The sequence below is a fragment of the Litorimonas sp. WD9-15 genome, assembly GCF_050271975.1.
In the GTDB taxonomy this organism is placed as follows: Bacteria; Pseudomonadota; Alphaproteobacteria; order Caulobacterales; family Maricaulaceae; genus Litorimonas.
The window spans coordinates 1,743,977-1,760,628 of the sequence record NZ_CP189850.1 but is presented as its reverse complement, the minus strand read 5'-3'; the positions used below and the strand labels follow the sequence as shown (position 1 = coordinate 1,760,628).

Sequence of the window (16,652 nt, the reverse complement as noted above, 5' to 3'; positions counted from 1 at the left end):
CGGGGCCTATTTTATTCGTCAATATCCTTGGCGGTGGACGTCCCACCGATGGGTTTGGGTTTTGGCTTGCGCGTTGTCGGCACAGCCGCGACGGCAGGTTTTCCGCCACCTGAACCATCATTGCGCTTGGGCGGCGTTCCGTCTTCAAGCAGCGTCTTGATCTCCTCGCCTGAGAGCGTTTCAAACTCGAGGAGAGCTTCGGCGAGCGCAACCCAATCCTTCTTTTTCTTCTTCAGGATTTCGAGGGCTTTCTCATGCGCCTCAGTAATAAAGCGTTTGATTTCATCCTCAATGAGGCGCGCCGTATCCGGTGAAATCGCAGAGCCACGCCCAATACCGGGCACGAAGGAGCCATTATCCTGTTGCTTATAGGCAATCGGACCGATTTTATCCGACAGGCCCCATTCCGTGACCATGGCCGTCGCGATACGCGTGACCTGCTCAATATCGGAACTCGCACCAGAGGTGACGCGGTCATAGCCGAAGTGGAGTTCTTCCGCCGCACGACCCCCCATGGCCATCGCCATACGCGCAATCATTTCCTGACGGGATTGCGAAATCTGATCGCGCTCCGGCAGATATTGGACCATGCCCAGGGCACGCCCGCGCGGGATAATCGTTGCCTTGTGGATCGGCAAACTACCTTCCATATTCAGGCCGACAATCGCGTGACCCGCTTCGTGATAGGCTGTATTCTCGCGTTCCTCATCCGTCATGGAGAGTGTCCGACGCTCTGCACCCATCAGAACCTTGTCCCGGGCATCATCAAATTCACGTTGCGTGATTTTGAGCTTATTGCGGCGCGCGGACAGAAGCGCTGCCTCATTGACGAGGTTCATCAAGTCAGCACCGGAAAACCCGGGCGTACCACGCGCAATATATTTCGTTTCAACATCTGCCGCGATGGGCTTGCCCTTCATGTGGACTTCGAGAATTTTCTCGCGGCCCTGAATATCGGGATACGGGACTTCGATCTGACGGTCAAAACGACCCGGACGCAGGAGCGCTTTATCGAGCACGTCAGGACGGTTCGTTGCGGCAATAATAATAATGCCTTCATCCCCCTCAAATCCGTCCATTTCGACAAGAAGCTGGTTTAGGGTCTGCTCGCGCTCTTCGTGGCCACCTGATGTCCCGACACCCCGATGACGACCGACGGCATCGATCTCGTCAATAAAGATGATACACGGCGCTTGTTTCCGTGCATCGGCGAACATTTCCCGCACGCGGGACGCACCCACACCAACAAACATTTCGACAAAGTCGGAACCGGAGATGGTGAAGAATGGGACACCCGCCTCTCCTGCGACGGCGCGCGCGAGAAGTGTCTTACCGGTACCCGGAGGTCCCACGAGCAAGGCACCTGTCGGGATACGGGCACCCAAACGCGTAAACCGTGTGGGGTCTTGCAGAAATTCCACAACTTCTTGAAGATCTTCTTTCGCGGCTTCGACACCGGCCACATCGTCAAATGTTTTCTTCTGCGTGTTTTCGGTCAGCAATTTCGCTTTAGACTTACCGAAGTTCATCGCCCCGCCACGACCGCCACCCTGCATGTTCCGGAAGAAGAGCAGAAAAAGCGCACCAATGATGAGGAGCGGCAGGAGGCCCATGAGGAGCGAGCCAAACATGCTCTGCTGTTTGCGCTCTTCGAACTTATAAGGAATATCCGTGCCTTCGAAGATTTCGTCAGCGTTGAGATTTATCGCACCAATATTGGTTTTGTATTTTTCACCGCCCGTCAGTGTTCCGGTGATCACGCCGCCCTCTGTGTCGATCAGCGCGGATTCGACTTGGCCGGATTCCACACGTTCTTGTAATTGGGAATAGGTCAGTTCATCACTCGGCCCGCCCTGAACATCGGAACTGGCCGCTGTTATCATAGCGAGGAGCAGAGCAATCACGATGCCCCAGACAATGAAATTACGGGTATTTACATTTTTCATTCTGATCGGACCTTTAGGTTCGGGTTATACCAGTCACTTTTACGTCTTTAACATATGGGAGGCCACACGCCAAAAGAAAGCGCCTCAGCTGTCGTAAATTTGATAAGCAAGGTTAACTTATACAGTTTGGGGCGGAAATAAGCTCTGCAAGCGCCGCGCCGCAGTGGCGCGAGAAATAAGTTTATCGGTGCTACATGCGCCCAATCCTAAAGCTTCAGACCCCATTGTAAAAAGTGGTAGACTGGGTCTGACCTGTTCCGGGCAACCTAAAAACTTATCTTTTTCAATTGATTGTCGGATATTGTAACCGTTACCGAATGCGGGTTCGATCCATACGCCTTTGGATTTCATCTGAATGATAAATCGTCCATCCCAAATGGCGGTTTCGTGTTGCGACACGTATCTTTCCCCTAATGCGGAATGTGTGTCCCTGCCCGAGACTGCGACCTTATCGCGCGTGAATAGAAATCCGTTAGGGCGTTTTACGACCCAAGCCCCCGCCAGAGTCGCCGCCTGAAAATCGCGATGGGTGAGTCGCTTGGCAAGATTGACGCGTCTCGCCCGGTCAATCGGGCCGCCTGTCCCTGCCACGCTTCTCAGAATATGGAGTAAGACTTCCGGCTCCGGAACAGCATTTATTTCGACATAGTTCTGGTCACTTATGACGGCATGTTGAGATAACCAAGCCGCATGTCGGGCGCGTTCTTCCAACAATCGCCGCCGTTCATGTTTTTGCGTCTGCAGGAGGTCCTTTCGAAGATCATTATCCGCGGAAAGCGCCTGCCGCACTTTGATACGCGTGAAATCTGAATTTTCATTGGACGGGTCGTCGACGAAATCGAGCCTCTGTTCTCGATTGTAATCTCGAATATCTGCGCGGGACACACTCAACCATGGCCGGTGTAGCGTGACATCCGCAAGTGCGGGCCAGAGCGCGCCATAAGACCGGTCAGGCATGCCCGCCAATCCCCGCCATCCCGTCTGACGGTCCAGCCTCATCAGAAGCGTTTCCGCTTGGTCATCGGCCGTATGGGCCGTGATCAGATTTTCCAATCCCGCCGCGCGGCACATTTCTCCGAGAGCTTTGTAGCGATACGCCCTCGCCTTGACCTGAATACCCGTTTTCGGACCGTCATTTTGCCAACGGTCAATCTGCACCTCATAGCCGAGTGAGCGGGCAAAAAGGGCGGTCTCCGCTGCTTCTTCCGCGCTCCCGTCACGAAGCGCGTGATCAATGATAAAAGCATGGGTGACTTTCGGATGATTGCGAAACGCATAAATCATCGCCGTTGAGTCTCCACCGCCCGAGAAGGCAATGGCGGCAGGGCCGGAGAGTTTAGGCGCAGGAATCGTCACGTCATCGCCCTATTGAAGGGCTAGCAACTCGCGCGGGCCGCCTCGACTCTCGCTTTTTCCTTCACCGCCTCACTCGCGCGGGGATATTGCGACGGGAAACTGGCCAGCGTAGCGCAGGCATCGGCAGGTTTGCCGAGCTGACGCAGGGCTCCTGCCAAACGGACCATTGCGTCCGGCGCTTTTTCGCCGCGCGGGTCGCGTTTCATACTTGTGATATACGCATCCGCCGCGTCCGCAAATCCGCCGCGCACATAATAGCTCTCGCCCAGCCAATATTGCATTTCACCAACATCCGCCGCGTCGGGATTAAACTGGAGATATTGGCTGAGAGCGATCTGCGCCCCGCCAAAATCACCTTCTGTGAGAAGGCGCTTACCTTTTTGACCAAGCTCCGCAACATCATTTGGAACATCGGATGTCAGAGATCTGTCTTTTAAGGACGGCTGGGCAAGAATTGGAGGCTGCCCAAGGGTCGGGGCCTGTCCTATCACGAGAGGCTGTTCGCTAAATTCCGGTGCCCCGCCTAAGGGGTCGAGCGGTGTCGTCGGGCCGAGTTGTACGGGGCCCGTGCGACGTTGAATGGGACGCGTTTGTTCCTGTGCAATTAGATCAACCGCATCCAGATGGACCTTCATCCGGCCGGCCATATCTTGGATAATTTGCAATTCTGTGCGCAATTGCGAGACTTCGCCTTTCAGGCCATCCCGCTCAAATGTAACGCGCTCTAATTCACCGCGCAGCGCCCGTTGGGCCCCTTCCAGCGCGTCAATCCGTGCCATTAGGCGTTCCGCTGCCGGATCGCCCGTCAACATACGCGATTCCAGTCGCGTCAAACGTTCGGCGAGCGCAGCGTTCTGCGCCGCAAGTTCTTTCTTCGATTGCGCCTGCGCAGGTGTCGCAAATGACAAGCTCAAAAGCATCAATGTCGCGAATGCGGTTTTCAGGATGGCGGACATGTTTGTCTCCGTCTCAATAGGTTACGCCGCCAGCATAGCTGACGGCGTTGAATTTTGGCACTTAATTCGCAGTCAGGGTCATAAACACCCGGTTAATGGATTATCCAATCCCACCGAGACGAAGATTGGTATGACCGTTCCGGTTTCTGGACCACCCGGCTTCATTAGCACGCGGGTCGATCGGACGTTCTTTTCCGTAGGAAATCGTACGCAGACGATTTGGCGCGACGCCCTGACTGACGAGAAACGCTTTAACACTATCCGCCCGGCGCGCGCCAAGGGCGAGGTTATATTCCCGCGTACCGCGCTCATCCGCATGGCCTTCGATTGTGGCGATCGCATCTTGATAGATATTCAACCAATTGGCCTGACGGCGTAAAACATCCTGCGCTTCGGGGGATAAATTAAACTGATCATACCCAAAGAATACGCGCGGCTCACCACCCGATTGAAAGGCGAAATCATCCTCTGACCCCGGAATGGGGAGGTTTGGATCCACGAACGGTTCTACCACGGGCGGCAGTGGTTGCGCTTCCGGAATGGGCTCCGGCTCGATGATTTGCGGCTGAACTTCTACAACCGGTTCCGGCTCCGGCATGAGTTCGGGCTCTGGTTGTGTGGCACAGGCGGACAGAACTAAAAGGGCTGCGCCTGCCATTAGATATTTTTTCATTAGTCTCTCCTCAATCTCTCGAATATTTAAACGCAGGCTTTGGGGCGCAATCAAGGCAAAAAATGGTCAAATCCCGTCAACGGGCTAACAATTTGGAAAGATTGCGTCTTTTTTCGCTAAAATCACAAATCTAAGGCAGAAGTGGTGACCACGCCGGATCAGACGCCATACCCGGTGTTTCCACCTTACGAAGGTTCTGTCCCGTCAAATCAACCGACCAAATTTCCGTTGTGCCGGCGCGGTCCTGTTTCGCGCGGGAGAATATGATGACGCGACCATTCGGGCTCCAGGTCGGGCTTTCATCCAGATAGCTATTCGTCAGAATACGCTCATTCTTGCCGTCCACATCCATGACGCCAATGCCGAACTTCCCGCCACCGGAGCGCACAAAGGCGATCTTATCTCCGCGCGGTGACCAAACGGGCGCGCTGTAGCGGCCCTTCCCGAAACTGATCCGTTTCACATTTTTACCGTCCGCATCCATGACATAGAGCTGAGGACTATTCCCACGATCAGAGTTAAACACGACCTTACGGCCATCAGGTGAGAAGCTGCCGGATACATCAATGGCCGGGTCCGTTGTCAGCCGTTGGGTCGAACGTGATTTCAGGTCCATCACATAAATATCGGAATTACCGCGACGTTCCATCGACATGATGAGACGGTCCCCATTCGGTGAAAATTGCGGCGCAAAGGTCATACCCGGGAAATCACCCAGAAGTTCACGGCGACCGGTCTCAATATCGAGCAGATAGACCTGCGGGCGGTCATTCTCGTAGCTCATATAAGTGATGGTCTGCGAACTCGGCGAGAAACGCGGTGTCAGAACGAGGTCAGACCCCCCGAGCAGGTAGATCGGATTTTCACCGTCCTGATCCATAATGGCGAGGCGTTTTTGCTTGTTAATCTTCGGCCCGCGTTCGTCGATAAAGACGATCCGCGTATCGAAATATCCGGTCTCTCCGGTCAATGCCTCATAGATCGCATCCGACGCCTTATGCGCCGTCCGTCGCCAGTTTTCAGGCGTTGTCGCGAACCTCACACCTTTTAACTGCTCCCCTGCAAAAATATCCCAAAGGCGGAACTCAACGAGGATGCGGCTTGGACTCTCCTGACGAATTCGACCTGACACAAGGGCGTCCGCTTTGATCACGCGCCAGTCGGCAAAGGCGGGTTTATAGTCAATATTCGTCTGTGTTTCGAGAAAACTGGCCGGATCGAGCGAGCGGAAAAGACCGGAGCGTTCGAGGTCCGCACGGATAACTTCCGCGATCTTCTTCCCGAAATCCCGCTCCGCAGAACTATCCGCAATAAAGTCCGGAACCGCAATTGGTGTCGGATCGAGATTGCCTTTTGTAATATCAATTTCGAGTTGGGCCGAAGCCGTGCTGCCCAAAAATAGGGCGAGGCAGAACCCGACCAGAAACAGAAAAATTCGCTTGAGAGTTGTCATAAGGCCAGTCTTTACAATTCCGGGCGTAAGTTCAAGACGAGTTCGCGCCAAACACCGTAACGTTCATCCGGCAGGAAATCATAGGGCGCACATTTATGGACAGCGGCAATGGCTTCCCGCTCTGCCTGTAGCCAGAACGGGTTGCCGGGCGAGAGTTTACGTGAGGCCGCTTGGTCGATGAGTTCTACATTTTCGACATGCCCGCCAAGAATGAAATTCACCTTCAAGCGCACGCGCAAATTCTCCGCATCCGTTGCGGCCGCCGGCATGCGCCAACATTTTTGCATGGCCGAGACAAGTAAGTCCGTTTCCGTTCCCGTCATGCCGCTCCCCTCACCTGTAGCGGCGCGGGCTGCGTCGTCATAACGAATATTATTTGTTTCGGATTGTGTCGCGATCTGTTGATTTTTCTCCGGTGCGGTATCCCTCGCCTGATCGACCAAACCTGAAATCGCGTCTAAATCAAAGACGGGAGTCTCGGGCTGTTTGGGTGTATCCAGTTGTTCGTCAATCGGCTCATCCGCATTTTTTGGTGTGGGAAGGATAGCTTCGGCGATCTTTTCCGCCGTCACTTCATCTGCAGAAACTTTCACCTCCGGCGCCTCTTCTTCCGCATTTTGCATCGGCGTCTGCGTGGTCATGATGTCCGGCTGTTCTGCAATTGGCTCCGGTTTTGGGCGTTTTACAGCTGCAGAGACGTTCGTGACCTCATCCACGGTCAGGATGGACACGGGAATAATATTCCCTGGCTCAAGCGGCTTAGCGCCAGCGGAGAAATAGGTGAACCCACCGAAGACTGCGACATGAAGCGCGAGGGATATGGGAAGGCCGAGTTTAATTCCCGCCACCCGATGCATTTACAGGGTCCGTCACGAGTCCAAGGTTCGAGAAGCCCGCCGCATTGACCCGCGCCATGACTTTCATGACAGACTCATAATCTGCTTGCCCCGCCCCGCGCAGGTATATGCGTTCGTCATATCCATTATTGCTAATCGCAATGAGGCGTGCAGCAATATCGTCCAGTGCGATTTCTGTTTCTTGGATGAAAATCGTGCCCGCCTGATCGACAGAAATCGTGATCGGCTCGCTTTGGGACGGCAGAGATTTCGCATCCGTTTTCGGTAGTTCAATCGGCACACCAACAGAGAGCAAGGGCGCGGCGACCATAAATACGATGAGCAGAACCAGCATGACATCGACCAGCGGCGTCACGTTTATCTCTGAATCAACGCGCGTGCGTCGATTGCGGCGACGTCCGCCATTTCGTCCGACACCTCTGCTGGCTGACATACCCATAACTACCCGCCCTTATTGAGTTTGCGGGAGAGAATAGCGGAGAGTTCATCCGCATAGCCTTCAAGACGACCACCATATTTGTCGATGTCAGAGCTATATTTGTCATAAAAAATCTTGGCCGGGATCGCCGCGATCAAGCCGAGAGCCGTCGCAAAGAGCGCTTCGGCAATGCCGGGCGCGACAACAGCGAGATTCGTATTTTGGGTCGCCGCAATCGCACGGAAGGCATTCATAATGCCCCAGACCGTCCCGAAAAGACCGATAAAGACAGAAATCGACGCAATCGTCGCAAGCACAATCATGCCGCGCTCTGCCTTGGCCAGTTCCCGATTAATGACGAGGTTCATCACGGCGTCAATCCGGCCATGGGTGGCTTCCGGGCGGGCCGTGCCAGAACTCCGACTCTCATTATACTCGCGCATGGCGGCGGCGAAAACACGGGCCATCGGGTCACGCGTATCACTGCCCAGCGCCGTTGAGAGTTCGTCCAATGTCCGACCGGACCAAAATGTATCTTCGAAATCCGTCGCGCGTTTTTTGAGCATATAGAACATGAAGCCCTTATCTATCGCGACCACCCAAGACCAGATTGATGCGAGCGCGAGGCCGATCATCACAGATTTTACAACCCAATCCGCCATGAGGAAGAGAGAGAGAAACGTAAAATCCCCGCTATGTGCGGGCGGCAGTGTTGAACTCTGATAAATGAGGTCGATCATGTTTAGTCCTGAAAATGTTCTAGGACGGGCGATAAACGCACAAATCCCACGGGGCCAGTTAAGCGTTTGTAAGTCTTATTGAGCAAACGTTAACCTTATCCTTAAACCTGACGGGCTCTTAATGCGGAAAACGACTTAATCTTGTCGTAATTTGGGCCAGATCGGATATTAGGCGACAAACATACGAATTTTTGGAGGCGTTTATGCGCATCACTGCAATCCTTACTCTCACAGCACTCACTGTGGGGGCCACAGTCTCAGGCTGCGCCGTGGTTCCTGAACCTCAAGAGGTCGAGATCGAAGAAGTCGTCATCGCGCCGCCCGTACCCGTCTGTTATGAAGTCGCTGAACTGCAAAAAGTCGAAGTTCCGGCAGAAACCAAAACGGTTTTCGGCGTAAGCGTGATTGAGAACCCGCCTTATGAGCCCATCACGCAACGGACAGAGCAGAAGATTATCGTCAAACAGGCCGAAGTCTTTTACGTCACGGTCAATCCGCAGACGGGCAATCAAACGGAAGTCACAAATTTCTGCGACTCCAATATTCAAACAGGACGTGTAGGCCCAGCAGAGGGCGAATTGGCCGGACCACCGGTTCCAGTTGAGTAGAGCCTAAATCGGGCCTGTTCCACGTGGAACGGCAGTCCCGTAACGTTGCGACCAATAGCGCCCGATATCCCGGGCATTATTGATGAACCGCTCGCCGCGCATCGTCATGATCCCGCAATACTCAAATTCAGGACTGCCCGCACTCAAAACGAGTGTCGGGCAGTTTTGGTTCTTATCGCCAAGGAGTTTGACCAAGTCTTCTCGCGGCTTTGCAATCGGCTGATAAATCATCTCAACCGACTCTTTGATAGCTGGGTAATAGGCGAGCACGCCCCAAATTTCCGCACATTCAGGGCAGTATTCGCGGCGGTCATTGTCGGCGAAACCGGGCGGGAGGAGATAGAGTATGTCCCGTGTCATTTTTTAAATGCGCAAGCAGTACTTGGGTGATTTTCGCCTTTTCGGGTTTCCATGCATACAGCTATAAGATTTTCACTATTTGGATCGCTATCCATCCACTCGTCTCGCCAAAATGTCTTAGCACAATCCGTTGAGGAACAGTCATCAGACTTCAAATCCAGCCTTTGGGTCACACGCTGTCCATACTGAGCCACTAAACCGACATGATTGCTATACTGGCAGATAGCAAAATTGCCATTTTGCCCCTCCAGATATTTCGTTTGTCCAAACAGGTGCGTAAATGGATGTTGACTTTGTACACGCGTCCCACCTTCAGAAGGTTCACTGAAGGCAGGCAAAGCTTGCGCACCCCCGGCCGCGTAATACGCTTTGAAGATAGTAGCCTGCATACATTCAAACGAATCATCCTCAGCAGATGCAACTCCAGACCCCAAGAATGTAATCAGCATGACGAATAGTATTTTTCTCATATCATTTGCGTCGCATAGCATCTGAGTGTTTGCAAGTTATGGAGCCGCAAACAATTAGAGTATCAGAAATACTCCGCTAAAACCGCATCCAATCGTCGCCGCACCAGCGCCGTTAATTTCTGCAATCCGTAATGATCAAGCACTGCACGGTAAATATCCTCACGTCCGGCAAATTCATCGGCGCTGCGAATCTCTAGGACCAAAGCGGCCAGCTCACTCATAGGAATTTCGGCAAATCCCCGCGGGCCGAGGTCACGCAGAATGACAGGCGGTTGATCCGGCAGGCGGAGGATCCAGCCAACACTATCCTCTGCGCCTTTGGCCTCGGGGTCAGGTTCGCGCTCGACAATAATCTGGCCCGCCTTCTCCGCTAGCAGAACCGCGCGTTCAAATTTACGGCGCACGGGCGCGGCGATTTTCATCAATCCGCTGGCCTTGGCGTAAGTTTGGAACAGCGCCAGCGCCTGCATCGGGGCTTGGTATTGCAAGATTTCTGACAGGCCGTGCAGAAACTGCGCCTGCGTTGCGGCCCGCGGGTCGGCGGTCTTGCGGATGGGCCAGAGGGCGTAGGGAATGTGATCTGGTGTTTTCATATCGACGCGAAAGTAAATCTCTGCAAGTTATCGTAAGAATCAATGGTAAGGGCACATATGACATTACGCGATATAAGCGTTTGGGGCTTTTTCAAACTCATTCTCGTCATTGAATATCTTATCGCGATCATCACCGCGCCTTTCTTGCTTCTTGCAGCATTCTTTATCGCTGATGGAAAGCCTAATGTGACGATTGACAAAGATATAGAAATGAAGGCGCTTGGGATCACATACGATTTCGGCGAGTTAAATCTGATACCGGCTTTGATCATTGCTTTTTTTTGGTATTTCATCATGTTATTGATTAAATCACGGCTCTTAGTCTTCATTTGTAAGTTCACGCCAATTGGGAAGATTGACGTTGGAAAGTATAAATATTCAGTAGTCGGAGAGTAGATAAGGCCCCAGCCGCTCCACCATCGCCTTCGGCGCGCGTTTTGGGCGGCCTTCGGGTGTAATGCTAGCGGCTTCGGACACTGCCGTCACCAACAGTTCATCCCCGCGATAGCAGGCCTGACTGACCCATAACCTTGCGCCCTTGATCCGGTCATAAGTTGTTTGCACGACGAGGTGGTCATCCACGCGGGCGGGTTTTTTGTAGTCCAGTTCGATCTTGCGAATGGCGAAGGCGAGCGGATCCTCGCCGTCCCAGAGTTTGGCGTGCTCAAACCCGACAAGGCGGAAGAAACTGCTCCGCGCGCGTTCGAAAAACCGGAGGTAATTGGCGTAATAAACGATGCCGGAAAAATCCGTATCCTCATAGAAAATGCGTAAGGGATAGTGATGCACGCGGCCTTCGAACCAGCCAATATTGGGTTGCTCGACCATCTTACTTTCCCTCAAACAAATCCGGCGCGGGCGGTGTCGCCGGTGGGTTCAGGCCCAGATGCGCATAGGCGCGGGGTGTTGCCATCCTGCCCCGCGGCGTGCGCTGCAGAAAACCCTGCTGAATAAGGTAAGGCTCGATCACATCTTCCAGCGCGTCCCGTGCTTCTGACAGGGCCGCCGCGAGCGTATCGGCCCCGGTTGGCCCGCCGCCAAACATTTCGCACAACGCGTGCAGATAGCGCATATCCTGCTTATCCAAACCGATATGATCGACGCCGAGCCTTTTAAGTGCTGCATCTGCAGCCACGGCATCAACGACCTCATTTCCGGCATGTTCCGAGAGGTCCCGCACCCGGCGCAGCAACCGCCCGGCCACACGCGGCGTCCCCCGCGCCCGTCCCGCAATTTCCCGTGCCCCGTCCGGCGTCATGGCCAGGCCGAGTTTTCCCGCCGCCCGCGTGACGATGGAAGTCAAGTCGTCAACATCGTAAAATTCGAGCCGCACGGGAATGCCGAAACGATCCCGCAGCGGCGTGGCGAGCAACCCTGCCCGCGTGGTCGCACCGATCAGCGTAAAGGGCGCAATGTCGATTTTAATGGACCGGGCGGCGGGACCATCGCCGATGATCAGGTCCAATTCAAAATCCTCCATCGCGGGATAGAGGACCTCTTCCACGACCGGATTGAGGCGGTGAATTTCATCAATAAACAGCACGTCATTGGGTTCGAGATTGGTCAGAAGCGCCGCCAGGTCACCCGCCTTTGAAATGATCGGGCCGGAGGTGGAGCGGAAATTGACGCCAAGTTCCCGCGCGACGATCTGTGACAAGGTTGTCTTACCGAGACCCGGCGGGCCGGAGAGGAGCAGATGGTCCAACGGTTCACCCCGCCGCCGCGCGGCCTCGACATAGACTTTCAGGTTGGCAATCGCCGAAGCCTGCCCAACGAAATCGGAGAAAGAGAGCGGGCGCAGGGCACGATCATGCGAATCGCCAATTGACGGCTCCGCAGAAACAAGGCGCTCCTCGCTCATGCGCTGAGTTCTTTCAACGCGACCTTAATCAGATCATCCAATTTGGGGTCTTCCGCGAATGTACCGTAAGCTTTTGCGACGGCGCGTAAGGCCTCGCTCTGACCAATCCCCAGATTTTCCAACGCACTGATCGCGTCATTGCGCAGGACCATGTCGGACATACCCTCCGCACGGGTCGCCTCTCCCGCTGCCGCAGTCACAGGTGGCGTAAAAGCAGGTTGAAAGCCGCGTCCGGAAGGTGGCGCTTTGCCTGAAAGCTCTGTCGCGATCCGTGTGGCGAGTTTCGGGCCGACGCCGCTGGCGCGGGCAAAGGCTGTTTTATCCTCCAGCGCCGCGGCACTCATGATTTCGCCGGGGCTCATAATATCAAGAATGGCCAGTGCCGCTTTCGGACCTACACCCTGCACGGATTGCAGGCGGACGAACCAGGCGCGGTCTTCCTCGGTAAAGAACCCGAACAGGGTTATGGATTGCTCGCGGACATGGGTTTCGACGTGGAGGCGACAGGCCACACCCTCCTCCAAGCGCGAAAGCGTCTTGCTGGAACAGGAGAGAAGATAACCGACCCCGCCGCAATCCACGATGGCTTCGCCCGTCCCCGCCATCAGGCAGATACCACTGACCATGCCGATCACAGTTTTAGGCCCAAATACGAATCGAAGTCATGTCTCATGGGACAGGTCTAAGGCGCGGGTCCACTAAAGGCAAAGTCACCTCGAAAAATTATACGGTTTTTAAACGTTTTCGGTCATGTTGAAAACGAATCAGGAGACAGTCTTATGGCGCAATCATCTTTGGTGACGAAATTGGCTTATCTGAGCGGCGTTGCCGTTCTGGTGTCCGCCTGTGCGCAAGGCCCTCACGCAAATACAAGATACGGCTCTGCACCGGAAGTTGTTACCGTTTGTTGTGCGCCTACTCCGCCGCCTCCGCCTTGCGGGATATACGCGCCGTGTCAGCCGCAAGTCATGCTGCCGCCCGCTCCGCCGCCAGTCGTAGAGTATGTACCCGAACCGGAGCCTATTCCGGAACCGCCCATCTATGTGCCGCCGGCACCTGAACCGGCTCCACCTGTCTATGTGGAGCCAACACCTGAACCGCCCGTTTATGTACCGCCGCAAAGCTGGCCAGAGCCGACAACACCGCCTCCCGTCTGGGTCCCGCGGAAGTAACCTGAAACAATCATAGAGGCGCGCGCCCGTCTGCATTTGCAGGAGGTGATGCGACCGCTTGGCCCATGAAAATGAGACCATCATAATCTTCGGCGTTAAACCTGACATCAGTTTTTGGATAGGTTTTCAGCTCATCTTTCATTAGCACACGGAAAACGTTTTCGACTGCGACGGGATGGTCTGACCTGATCGTGTTCTGATATGGGTTGACCCCACAAATAATCGGTTGCCCGATGCAATTCCAACCCGTCCCTTCGGTCGCAACCATATCGAATGTGAGTGTCCGCGCGCGTGGTAGATGGGCCGCCATGAGCGTATAATCCAAATCCCCATAGGTCCAACGTCCCATACTGGCGTGCAGATTTCCGACAAGCACGATCGTTTTATCATGGTCTTGCGAAGCGACGATAATATTTTCCGCCATGCCCTTCTCAAAAGCAGCCGATCCCTCTGAAGGCGTTTCGAAAGTCTGAGAGGCTAAATTAACATCCCTGAAAGCCGTGACGAACAGAGGCTGCGCTTCACTTTTCCATTGCCTTGCCGTTTTTATTAACGACAAGACCGCTTCACTAGAGCGACCATCCGTGAAGCCGGTTGTCCACATTGGAGCCCTCAACATTTCTGTTTCGGCCTCATAACTTCCATCAGATTCTATAAAACCAGCTAGGCGGTTGTCCTCATCGTAGATTTCCAAGGCCAGATTCGTTTTCAAGCCTTTCGCCAAACTGTGACATGTCAAAGCCGAGACAAATTCCGGCGGAGCGGTCATACCGTGCAGTTCCCCTATAACGATTATATCGGGGCCACTCGGAGACAAAAGAGCCTCCATCCCAATAATATCGGCGCAGTTCAGATCAGCTTCAGCATTAGAAGAGCTGCAGGCCATCAGTGCCAGATAAACCGGAAATATTGCTAAAAGTCTCATGCCTGCTCCACAAATGATTCGTAACATTATCACATATCATTTTTATCCAGACAATTTATTTCCATTAGAGCCTAATACCGTGAATTCATATGGTTCGCGTGGGTAATGGCGATGGCGAGCGCGTCGGCCGCGTCGCCCGCTTTCACATTTGCACCGGGCAGGAGCATATTCATCATATGCGCGACCTGCGCCTTATCCGCCGCGCCCGTGCCCACGACGGATTTTTTGACGAGGCGTGCCGCATATTCCCCGACATTCAAACCCTGCGTTGTGGCGGCGAGGATGCAGGCCGATCGCGCCTGACCCAGCTTCAGGGCGCTCATCGCATTGTCTTTCATAAAGGCATCCTCCACCCCAGCCTCGACGGGCGAGAACTCCGTGATAATCTCGGTCAGCGCCATAAACAGAAATGTCAGCCGCGATGGTAGCGGCTCTTTCTTTGGCGGGCGGATGACGCCATGCGCGACATGGGCCACCTTATTGCCCGTCTTATCAATGACGCCCCAGCCGCAAGCGACGATGGAAGGGTCTATCCCGATGATGCGTTTGGTCGTCATAGGCTGCGCCTAACCCCGTTTACCCAAAATTGCCACGGCTGTGTCGTAATCTAACCGTAATGTGGCGCGAGCCCGACGCTATTATGACAATCGGGAGACCAAGATGAAACTTCGCCACACACTAACCGCATTTACCGCCGCGCTCAGCCTGAGCGCTTGCGCGACCGTCCCGCAATATACTTCGGGGGCGGATTATCTCAGTCGGCATAATGATCAGGACGTGATTGTGTCGTCCAGCGGCACGGATGCAAGCATTCGCGAGATCGCCGCGGTAGAACCCGACTTGCGATTTCCCGCCCGAATCGGTCTGGCGCGGATTGAGCGGGGGCAGTTGGTGAGCGTCCCTGCGGATGAAGCCGTACATTGGTCAGAGGCCGCGTCCACACTCGGTGCGGAATTTGGACAATTCGTTCCGGTTAGCCCCCTCATCGCGGATATGGTCGATCCCGCCAATTATCGCGAACCGCGAAATGTCGTCGATCATATTCGCAAGGGCTCGGCCCGACAGCATCTGGATTATGTCATCGCCTATGAGGTGACCGACATGGCTGACACGGCAAGCAATGAACTAGGCTTTGCTGATTGGTCGATCCTTGGATTGTTTGTTCTGCCCTCGCGCGATTTGAAAGCCGAGAGCTCCGCCAGCGCGATCCTGCTCGATGTCCGCAATGGCTACCCTTATCTGACGGGTAGCACCTTCGCGGATAAAAAGGGCATCAGCACATTTATGGGTCAAGGCGGCCGTGAGAAAAAATTGAAAGACAAGGCCCGCTCAATCGCCGTGCAGCAAATCGCGGCAGAATTTGCGGAAGGTTTACAGGATTTAAAACGGGTCGCGGACGGTGTGAAGCTGGCTGAGGCGCGTCAATCCCCGGCGGAAAACTGATAAGTCTTATTCGATACCGTAACATTGGGCGGAACACGTTCCCGCTCAAACCAATCCCAGCCCGTTTTCAAGTTCATCCAGAAAGCGTGGTTGGGATTTCCTGTTTGCGTCGCGAGAATTTCATCCGTCATCTCAAACGGAAATATGTGGACACGGACGAAGGGCTGGCCGCCATCATATGCCTTTTCCATCAAAGCCCAAATTTCCTCGATCCCCGCAACCGTCATGGCGTAACAGCCAATCGACACGCAATCGCCATGGACCATCAGAAAACTCCCCGTGCGGTTATGGGCGCGGTCATATGCATTGGGAAAGCCTAGATTGAAGGAGAGATGATAGCTGGAATTCGGGTTCATCGCGCCGGGTTTGACGAAATAAAACCCTTCAGGAGATTGCCCGTCACCTTCTTTTAATTTTGGGCCGAGGTTGCCAGACCACGTACAAATTTCGAAAGTCCGGTCAAGTTGGAAAACGCCGTCCGACCCGCGCCGCCAAGCTTCGAGATAACCTTTAGAGCGGTCGGACGTCGTTTTAACGATGCGTAGAAAGAGTTCGGAGGTCAGATTATTCGGAGAGGCATGGGTTACTGTCTCTGAGGCCGTCACAGATTGCCCGCATGCAGATAAGATCACGGCGACGATTAATAACAGAATGCGTTTCACATCCCCTTATTATCACAAGCTCCGCCACAATAATCGTTAATTTGCCTTAAACGACCACATCCCGCCGCATTCTGCGCACATTACGAAAACATTGCCGCGAAATCATCACATCTCAGGCAAAGCCTCGCCCTATGTGACCGCCAAAAGGGTTTCATCAAC

General features: G+C 54.2%; 21 protein-coding genes. 4 read left to right on the top strand and 17 right to left on the bottom strand.

Translation table 11 applies throughout. The features are described 5' to 3' along the window. Nucleotides 1-11: 11 nt before the first annotated feature. From ftsH to tolQ, 8 genes are all read right to left on the bottom strand, one after another. Entirely contained in the window at nucleotides 12-1,946 is a 1,935-nt protein-coding gene (gene ftsH / locus ACP9M6_RS08235; protein WP_427450125.1) for an ATP-dependent zinc metalloprotease FtsH, read from the bottom strand. A gap of 117 nt (nucleotides 1,947-2,063) precedes the next feature. Further along, nucleotides 2,064-3,302, bottom strand: coding sequence for a tRNA lysidine(34) synthetase TilS (gene tilS / locus ACP9M6_RS08230; RefSeq protein WP_427450123.1), 1,239 nt, complete (start codon nucleotides 3,300-3,302; stop codon nucleotides 2,064-2,066). A gap of 20 nt (nucleotides 3,303-3,322) precedes the next feature. Then, a complete protein-coding gene (ybgF, locus tag ACP9M6_RS08225) occupies nucleotides 3,323-4,258 on the bottom strand; it encodes a tol-pal system protein YbgF (RefSeq protein ID WP_427450122.1) in 936 nt (311 codons plus the stop codon). A 100-nt stretch (nucleotides 4,259-4,358) separates the two neighbouring features. After that, nucleotides 4,359-4,931, bottom strand: coding sequence for a peptidoglycan-associated lipoprotein Pal (gene pal, locus ACP9M6_RS08220; RefSeq protein ID WP_427450121.1), 573 nt, complete (start codon nucleotides 4,929-4,931; stop codon nucleotides 4,359-4,361). A gap of 130 nt (nucleotides 4,932-5,061) precedes the next feature. Continuing rightward, complete coding sequence (gene tolB, locus ACP9M6_RS08215; protein ID WP_427450119.1) at nucleotides 5,062-6,384, bottom strand: Tol-Pal system beta propeller repeat protein TolB; 1,323 nt, start codon at nucleotides 6,382-6,384, stop codon at nucleotides 5,062-5,064. Between the two features lie 11 nt (nucleotides 6,385-6,395). Next, nucleotides 6,396-7,232 (bottom strand): hypothetical protein, encoded by an 837-nt coding sequence (locus tag ACP9M6_RS08210; protein ID WP_427450118.1) that lies wholly within the window; start codon nucleotides 7,230-7,232, stop codon nucleotides 6,396-6,398. Continuing rightward, nucleotides 7,219-7,680 (bottom strand): ExbD/TolR family protein, encoded by a 462-nt coding sequence (locus tag ACP9M6_RS08205; protein WP_427450116.1) that lies wholly within the window; start codon nucleotides 7,678-7,680, stop codon nucleotides 7,219-7,221. The genes ACP9M6_RS08210 and ACP9M6_RS08205 overlap by 14 nt, the downstream gene beginning before the upstream one ends. Nucleotides 7,681-7,682: 2 nt before the next feature. Further along, on the bottom strand, nucleotides 7,683-8,399 hold the full coding sequence (gene tolQ, locus ACP9M6_RS08200) for a protein TolQ (RefSeq protein ID WP_427450114.1): 717 nt from the start codon (nucleotides 8,397-8,399) through the stop codon (nucleotides 7,683-7,685). 203 nt (nucleotides 8,400-8,602) lie between these two features. On the opposite strand from tolQ, the gene ACP9M6_RS08195 reads away from it, so the two are divergent. Continuing rightward, nucleotides 8,603-9,007: a hypothetical protein gene (locus tag ACP9M6_RS08195; RefSeq protein WP_427450112.1), complete on the top strand. Its 405-nt coding sequence runs from the start codon at nucleotides 8,603-8,605 to the stop codon at nucleotides 9,005-9,007. Nucleotides 9,008-9,010: 3 nt separating this feature from the next. Here ACP9M6_RS08195 and ACP9M6_RS08190 read toward each other — a convergent pair whose 3' ends face one another. The 3 genes from ACP9M6_RS08190 to ACP9M6_RS08180 all read right to left on the bottom strand — a co-directional run bounded on the left by ACP9M6_RS08190 (nucleotide 9,011) and on the right by ACP9M6_RS08180 (nucleotide 10,430). Then, nucleotides 9,011-9,367, bottom strand: a complete 357-nt coding sequence (locus tag ACP9M6_RS08190) for a DUF3088 family protein (RefSeq protein WP_427450111.1) — start codon at nucleotides 9,365-9,367, stop codon at nucleotides 9,011-9,013. Next, entirely contained in the window at nucleotides 9,364-9,837 is a 474-nt protein-coding gene (locus ACP9M6_RS08185) for a hypothetical protein (protein WP_427450109.1), read from the bottom strand. The genes ACP9M6_RS08190 and ACP9M6_RS08185 overlap by 4 nt, the downstream gene beginning before the upstream one ends. 62 nt (nucleotides 9,838-9,899) lie before the next feature. Further along, the gene (locus ACP9M6_RS08180; RefSeq protein WP_427450107.1) at nucleotides 9,900-10,430 is read right to left on the bottom strand and encodes a hypothetical protein; all 531 of its coding nucleotides are present in this window, start codon (nucleotides 10,428-10,430) and stop codon (nucleotides 9,900-9,902) included. 57 nt (nucleotides 10,431-10,487) lie between these two features. Here ACP9M6_RS08180 and ACP9M6_RS08175 point away from each other — a divergent pair, with 57 nt between their 5' ends. Next, entirely contained in the window at nucleotides 10,488-10,826 is a 339-nt protein-coding gene (locus tag ACP9M6_RS08175; RefSeq protein ID WP_427450105.1) for a hypothetical protein, read from the top strand. On the opposite strand, the gene ACP9M6_RS08170 is transcribed toward ACP9M6_RS08175, so the two are convergent. From ACP9M6_RS08170 to ruvA, 3 genes are read right to left on the bottom strand one after another with little or no spacing between them, the layout of a single operon-like run. Next, the gene (locus ACP9M6_RS08170; protein ID WP_427450103.1) at nucleotides 10,809-11,258 is read right to left on the bottom strand and encodes a YbgC/FadM family acyl-CoA thioesterase; all 450 of its coding nucleotides are present in this window, start codon (nucleotides 11,256-11,258) and stop codon (nucleotides 10,809-10,811) included. The genes ACP9M6_RS08175 and ACP9M6_RS08170 overlap by 18 nt on opposite strands. 1 nt (nucleotide 11,259) lies before the next feature. Beyond that, nucleotides 11,260-12,291 carry a Holliday junction branch migration DNA helicase RuvB gene (gene ruvB / locus ACP9M6_RS08165; protein ID WP_427450101.1) on the bottom strand — a complete coding sequence of 344 codons (1,032 nt, stop codon included), beginning with the start codon at nucleotides 12,289-12,291 and terminating at the stop codon, nucleotides 11,260-11,262. After that, on the bottom strand, nucleotides 12,288-12,917 hold the full coding sequence (gene ruvA / locus ACP9M6_RS08160) for a Holliday junction branch migration protein RuvA (protein WP_427454769.1): 630 nt from the start codon (nucleotides 12,915-12,917) through the stop codon (nucleotides 12,288-12,290). The genes ruvB and ruvA overlap by 4 nt, the downstream gene beginning before the upstream one ends. Nucleotides 12,918-13,070: 153 nt before the next feature. Here ruvA and ACP9M6_RS08155 point away from each other — a divergent pair, with 153 nt between their 5' ends. Then, nucleotides 13,071-13,463 (top strand): hypothetical protein, encoded by a 393-nt coding sequence (locus tag ACP9M6_RS08155; protein ID WP_427450100.1) that lies wholly within the window; start codon nucleotides 13,071-13,073, stop codon nucleotides 13,461-13,463. 10 nt (nucleotides 13,464-13,473) lie between these two features. Here ACP9M6_RS08155 and ACP9M6_RS08150 read toward each other — a convergent pair whose 3' ends face one another. Next, nucleotides 13,474-14,388: a hypothetical protein gene (locus tag ACP9M6_RS08150; protein WP_427450098.1), complete on the bottom strand. Its 915-nt coding sequence runs from the start codon at nucleotides 14,386-14,388 to the stop codon at nucleotides 13,474-13,476. Nucleotides 14,389-14,459: 71 nt separating this feature from the next. Continuing rightward, the gene (ruvC, locus tag ACP9M6_RS08145) at nucleotides 14,460-14,945 is read right to left on the bottom strand and encodes a crossover junction endodeoxyribonuclease RuvC (RefSeq protein WP_427450096.1); all 486 of its coding nucleotides are present in this window, start codon (nucleotides 14,943-14,945) and stop codon (nucleotides 14,460-14,462) included. A gap of 103 nt (nucleotides 14,946-15,048) precedes the next feature. On the opposite strand from ruvC, the gene ACP9M6_RS08140 reads away from it, so the two are divergent. Beyond that, nucleotides 15,049-15,831: a hypothetical protein gene (locus ACP9M6_RS08140; RefSeq protein ID WP_427450094.1), complete on the top strand. Its 783-nt coding sequence runs from the start codon at nucleotides 15,049-15,051 to the stop codon at nucleotides 15,829-15,831. On the opposite strand, the gene ACP9M6_RS08135 is transcribed toward ACP9M6_RS08140, so the two are convergent. Continuing rightward, the gene (locus ACP9M6_RS08135) at nucleotides 15,810-16,493 is read right to left on the bottom strand and encodes a L,D-transpeptidase family protein (RefSeq protein WP_427450092.1); all 684 of its coding nucleotides are present in this window, start codon (nucleotides 16,491-16,493) and stop codon (nucleotides 15,810-15,812) included. The genes ACP9M6_RS08140 and ACP9M6_RS08135 overlap by 22 nt on opposite strands. Nucleotides 16,494-16,652: the final 159 nt, after the last annotated feature.

Bases quoted from the DNA above. Each gene is read 5' to 3' on its own strand.
- ftsH (WP_427450125.1), bottom strand. From the start codon at position 1,946: ATGAAAAATGTAAATACCCGTAATTTCATTGTCTGGGGCATCGTGATT.
- ruvB (WP_427450101.1), bottom strand. From the start codon at position 12,291: ATGAGCGAGGAGCGCCTTGTTTCTGCGGAGCCGTCAATTGGCGATTCG.
- ACP9M6_RS08150 (WP_427450098.1), bottom strand. From the start codon at position 14,388: ATGAGACTTTTAGCAATATTTCCGGTTTATCTGGCACTGATGGCCTGC.
- ruvC (WP_427450096.1), bottom strand. From the start codon at position 14,945: ATGACGACCAAACGCATCATCGGGATAGACCCTTCCATCGTCGCTTGC.
- pal (WP_427450121.1), bottom strand. From the start codon at position 4,931: ATGAAAAAATATCTAATGGCAGGCGCAGCCCTTTTAGTTCTGTCCGCC.
- ACP9M6_RS08155 (WP_427450100.1), top strand. From the start codon at position 13,071: ATGGCGCAATCATCTTTGGTGACGAAATTGGCTTATCTGAGCGGCGTT.
- ruvA (WP_427454769.1), bottom strand. From the start codon at position 12,917: ATGGTCAGTGGTATCTGCCTGATGGCGGGGACGGGCGAAGCCATCGTG.
- ACP9M6_RS08180 (WP_427450107.1), bottom strand. From the start codon at position 10,430: ATGAAAACACCAGATCACATTCCCTACGCCCTCTGGCCCATCCGCAAG.
- ACP9M6_RS08185 (WP_427450109.1), bottom strand. From the start codon at position 9,837: ATGAGAAAAATACTATTCGTCATGCTGATTACATTCTTGGGGTCTGGA.
- tolQ (WP_427450114.1), bottom strand. From the start codon at position 8,399: ATGATCGACCTCATTTATCAGAGTTCAACACTGCCGCCCGCACATAGC.
- ACP9M6_RS08170 (WP_427450103.1), bottom strand. From the start codon at position 11,258: ATGGTCGAGCAACCCAATATTGGCTGGTTCGAAGGCCGCGTGCATCAC.
- ybgF (WP_427450122.1), bottom strand. From the start codon at position 4,258: ATGTCCGCCATCCTGAAAACCGCATTCGCGACATTGATGCTTTTGAGC.
- ACP9M6_RS08140 (WP_427450094.1), top strand. From the start codon at position 15,049: ATGAAACTTCGCCACACACTAACCGCATTTACCGCCGCGCTCAGCCTG.
- ACP9M6_RS08195 (WP_427450112.1), top strand. From the start codon at position 8,603: ATGCGCATCACTGCAATCCTTACTCTCACAGCACTCACTGTGGGGGCC.
- tolB (WP_427450119.1), bottom strand. From the start codon at position 6,384: ATGACAACTCTCAAGCGAATTTTTCTGTTTCTGGTCGGGTTCTGCCTC.
- ACP9M6_RS08175 (WP_427450105.1), top strand. From the start codon at position 10,488: ATGACATTACGCGATATAAGCGTTTGGGGCTTTTTCAAACTCATTCTC.
- ACP9M6_RS08190 (WP_427450111.1), bottom strand. From the start codon at position 9,367: ATGACACGGGACATACTCTATCTCCTCCCGCCCGGTTTCGCCGACAAT.
- ACP9M6_RS08205 (WP_427450116.1), bottom strand. From the start codon at position 7,680: ATGGGTATGTCAGCCAGCAGAGGTGTCGGACGAAATGGCGGACGTCGC.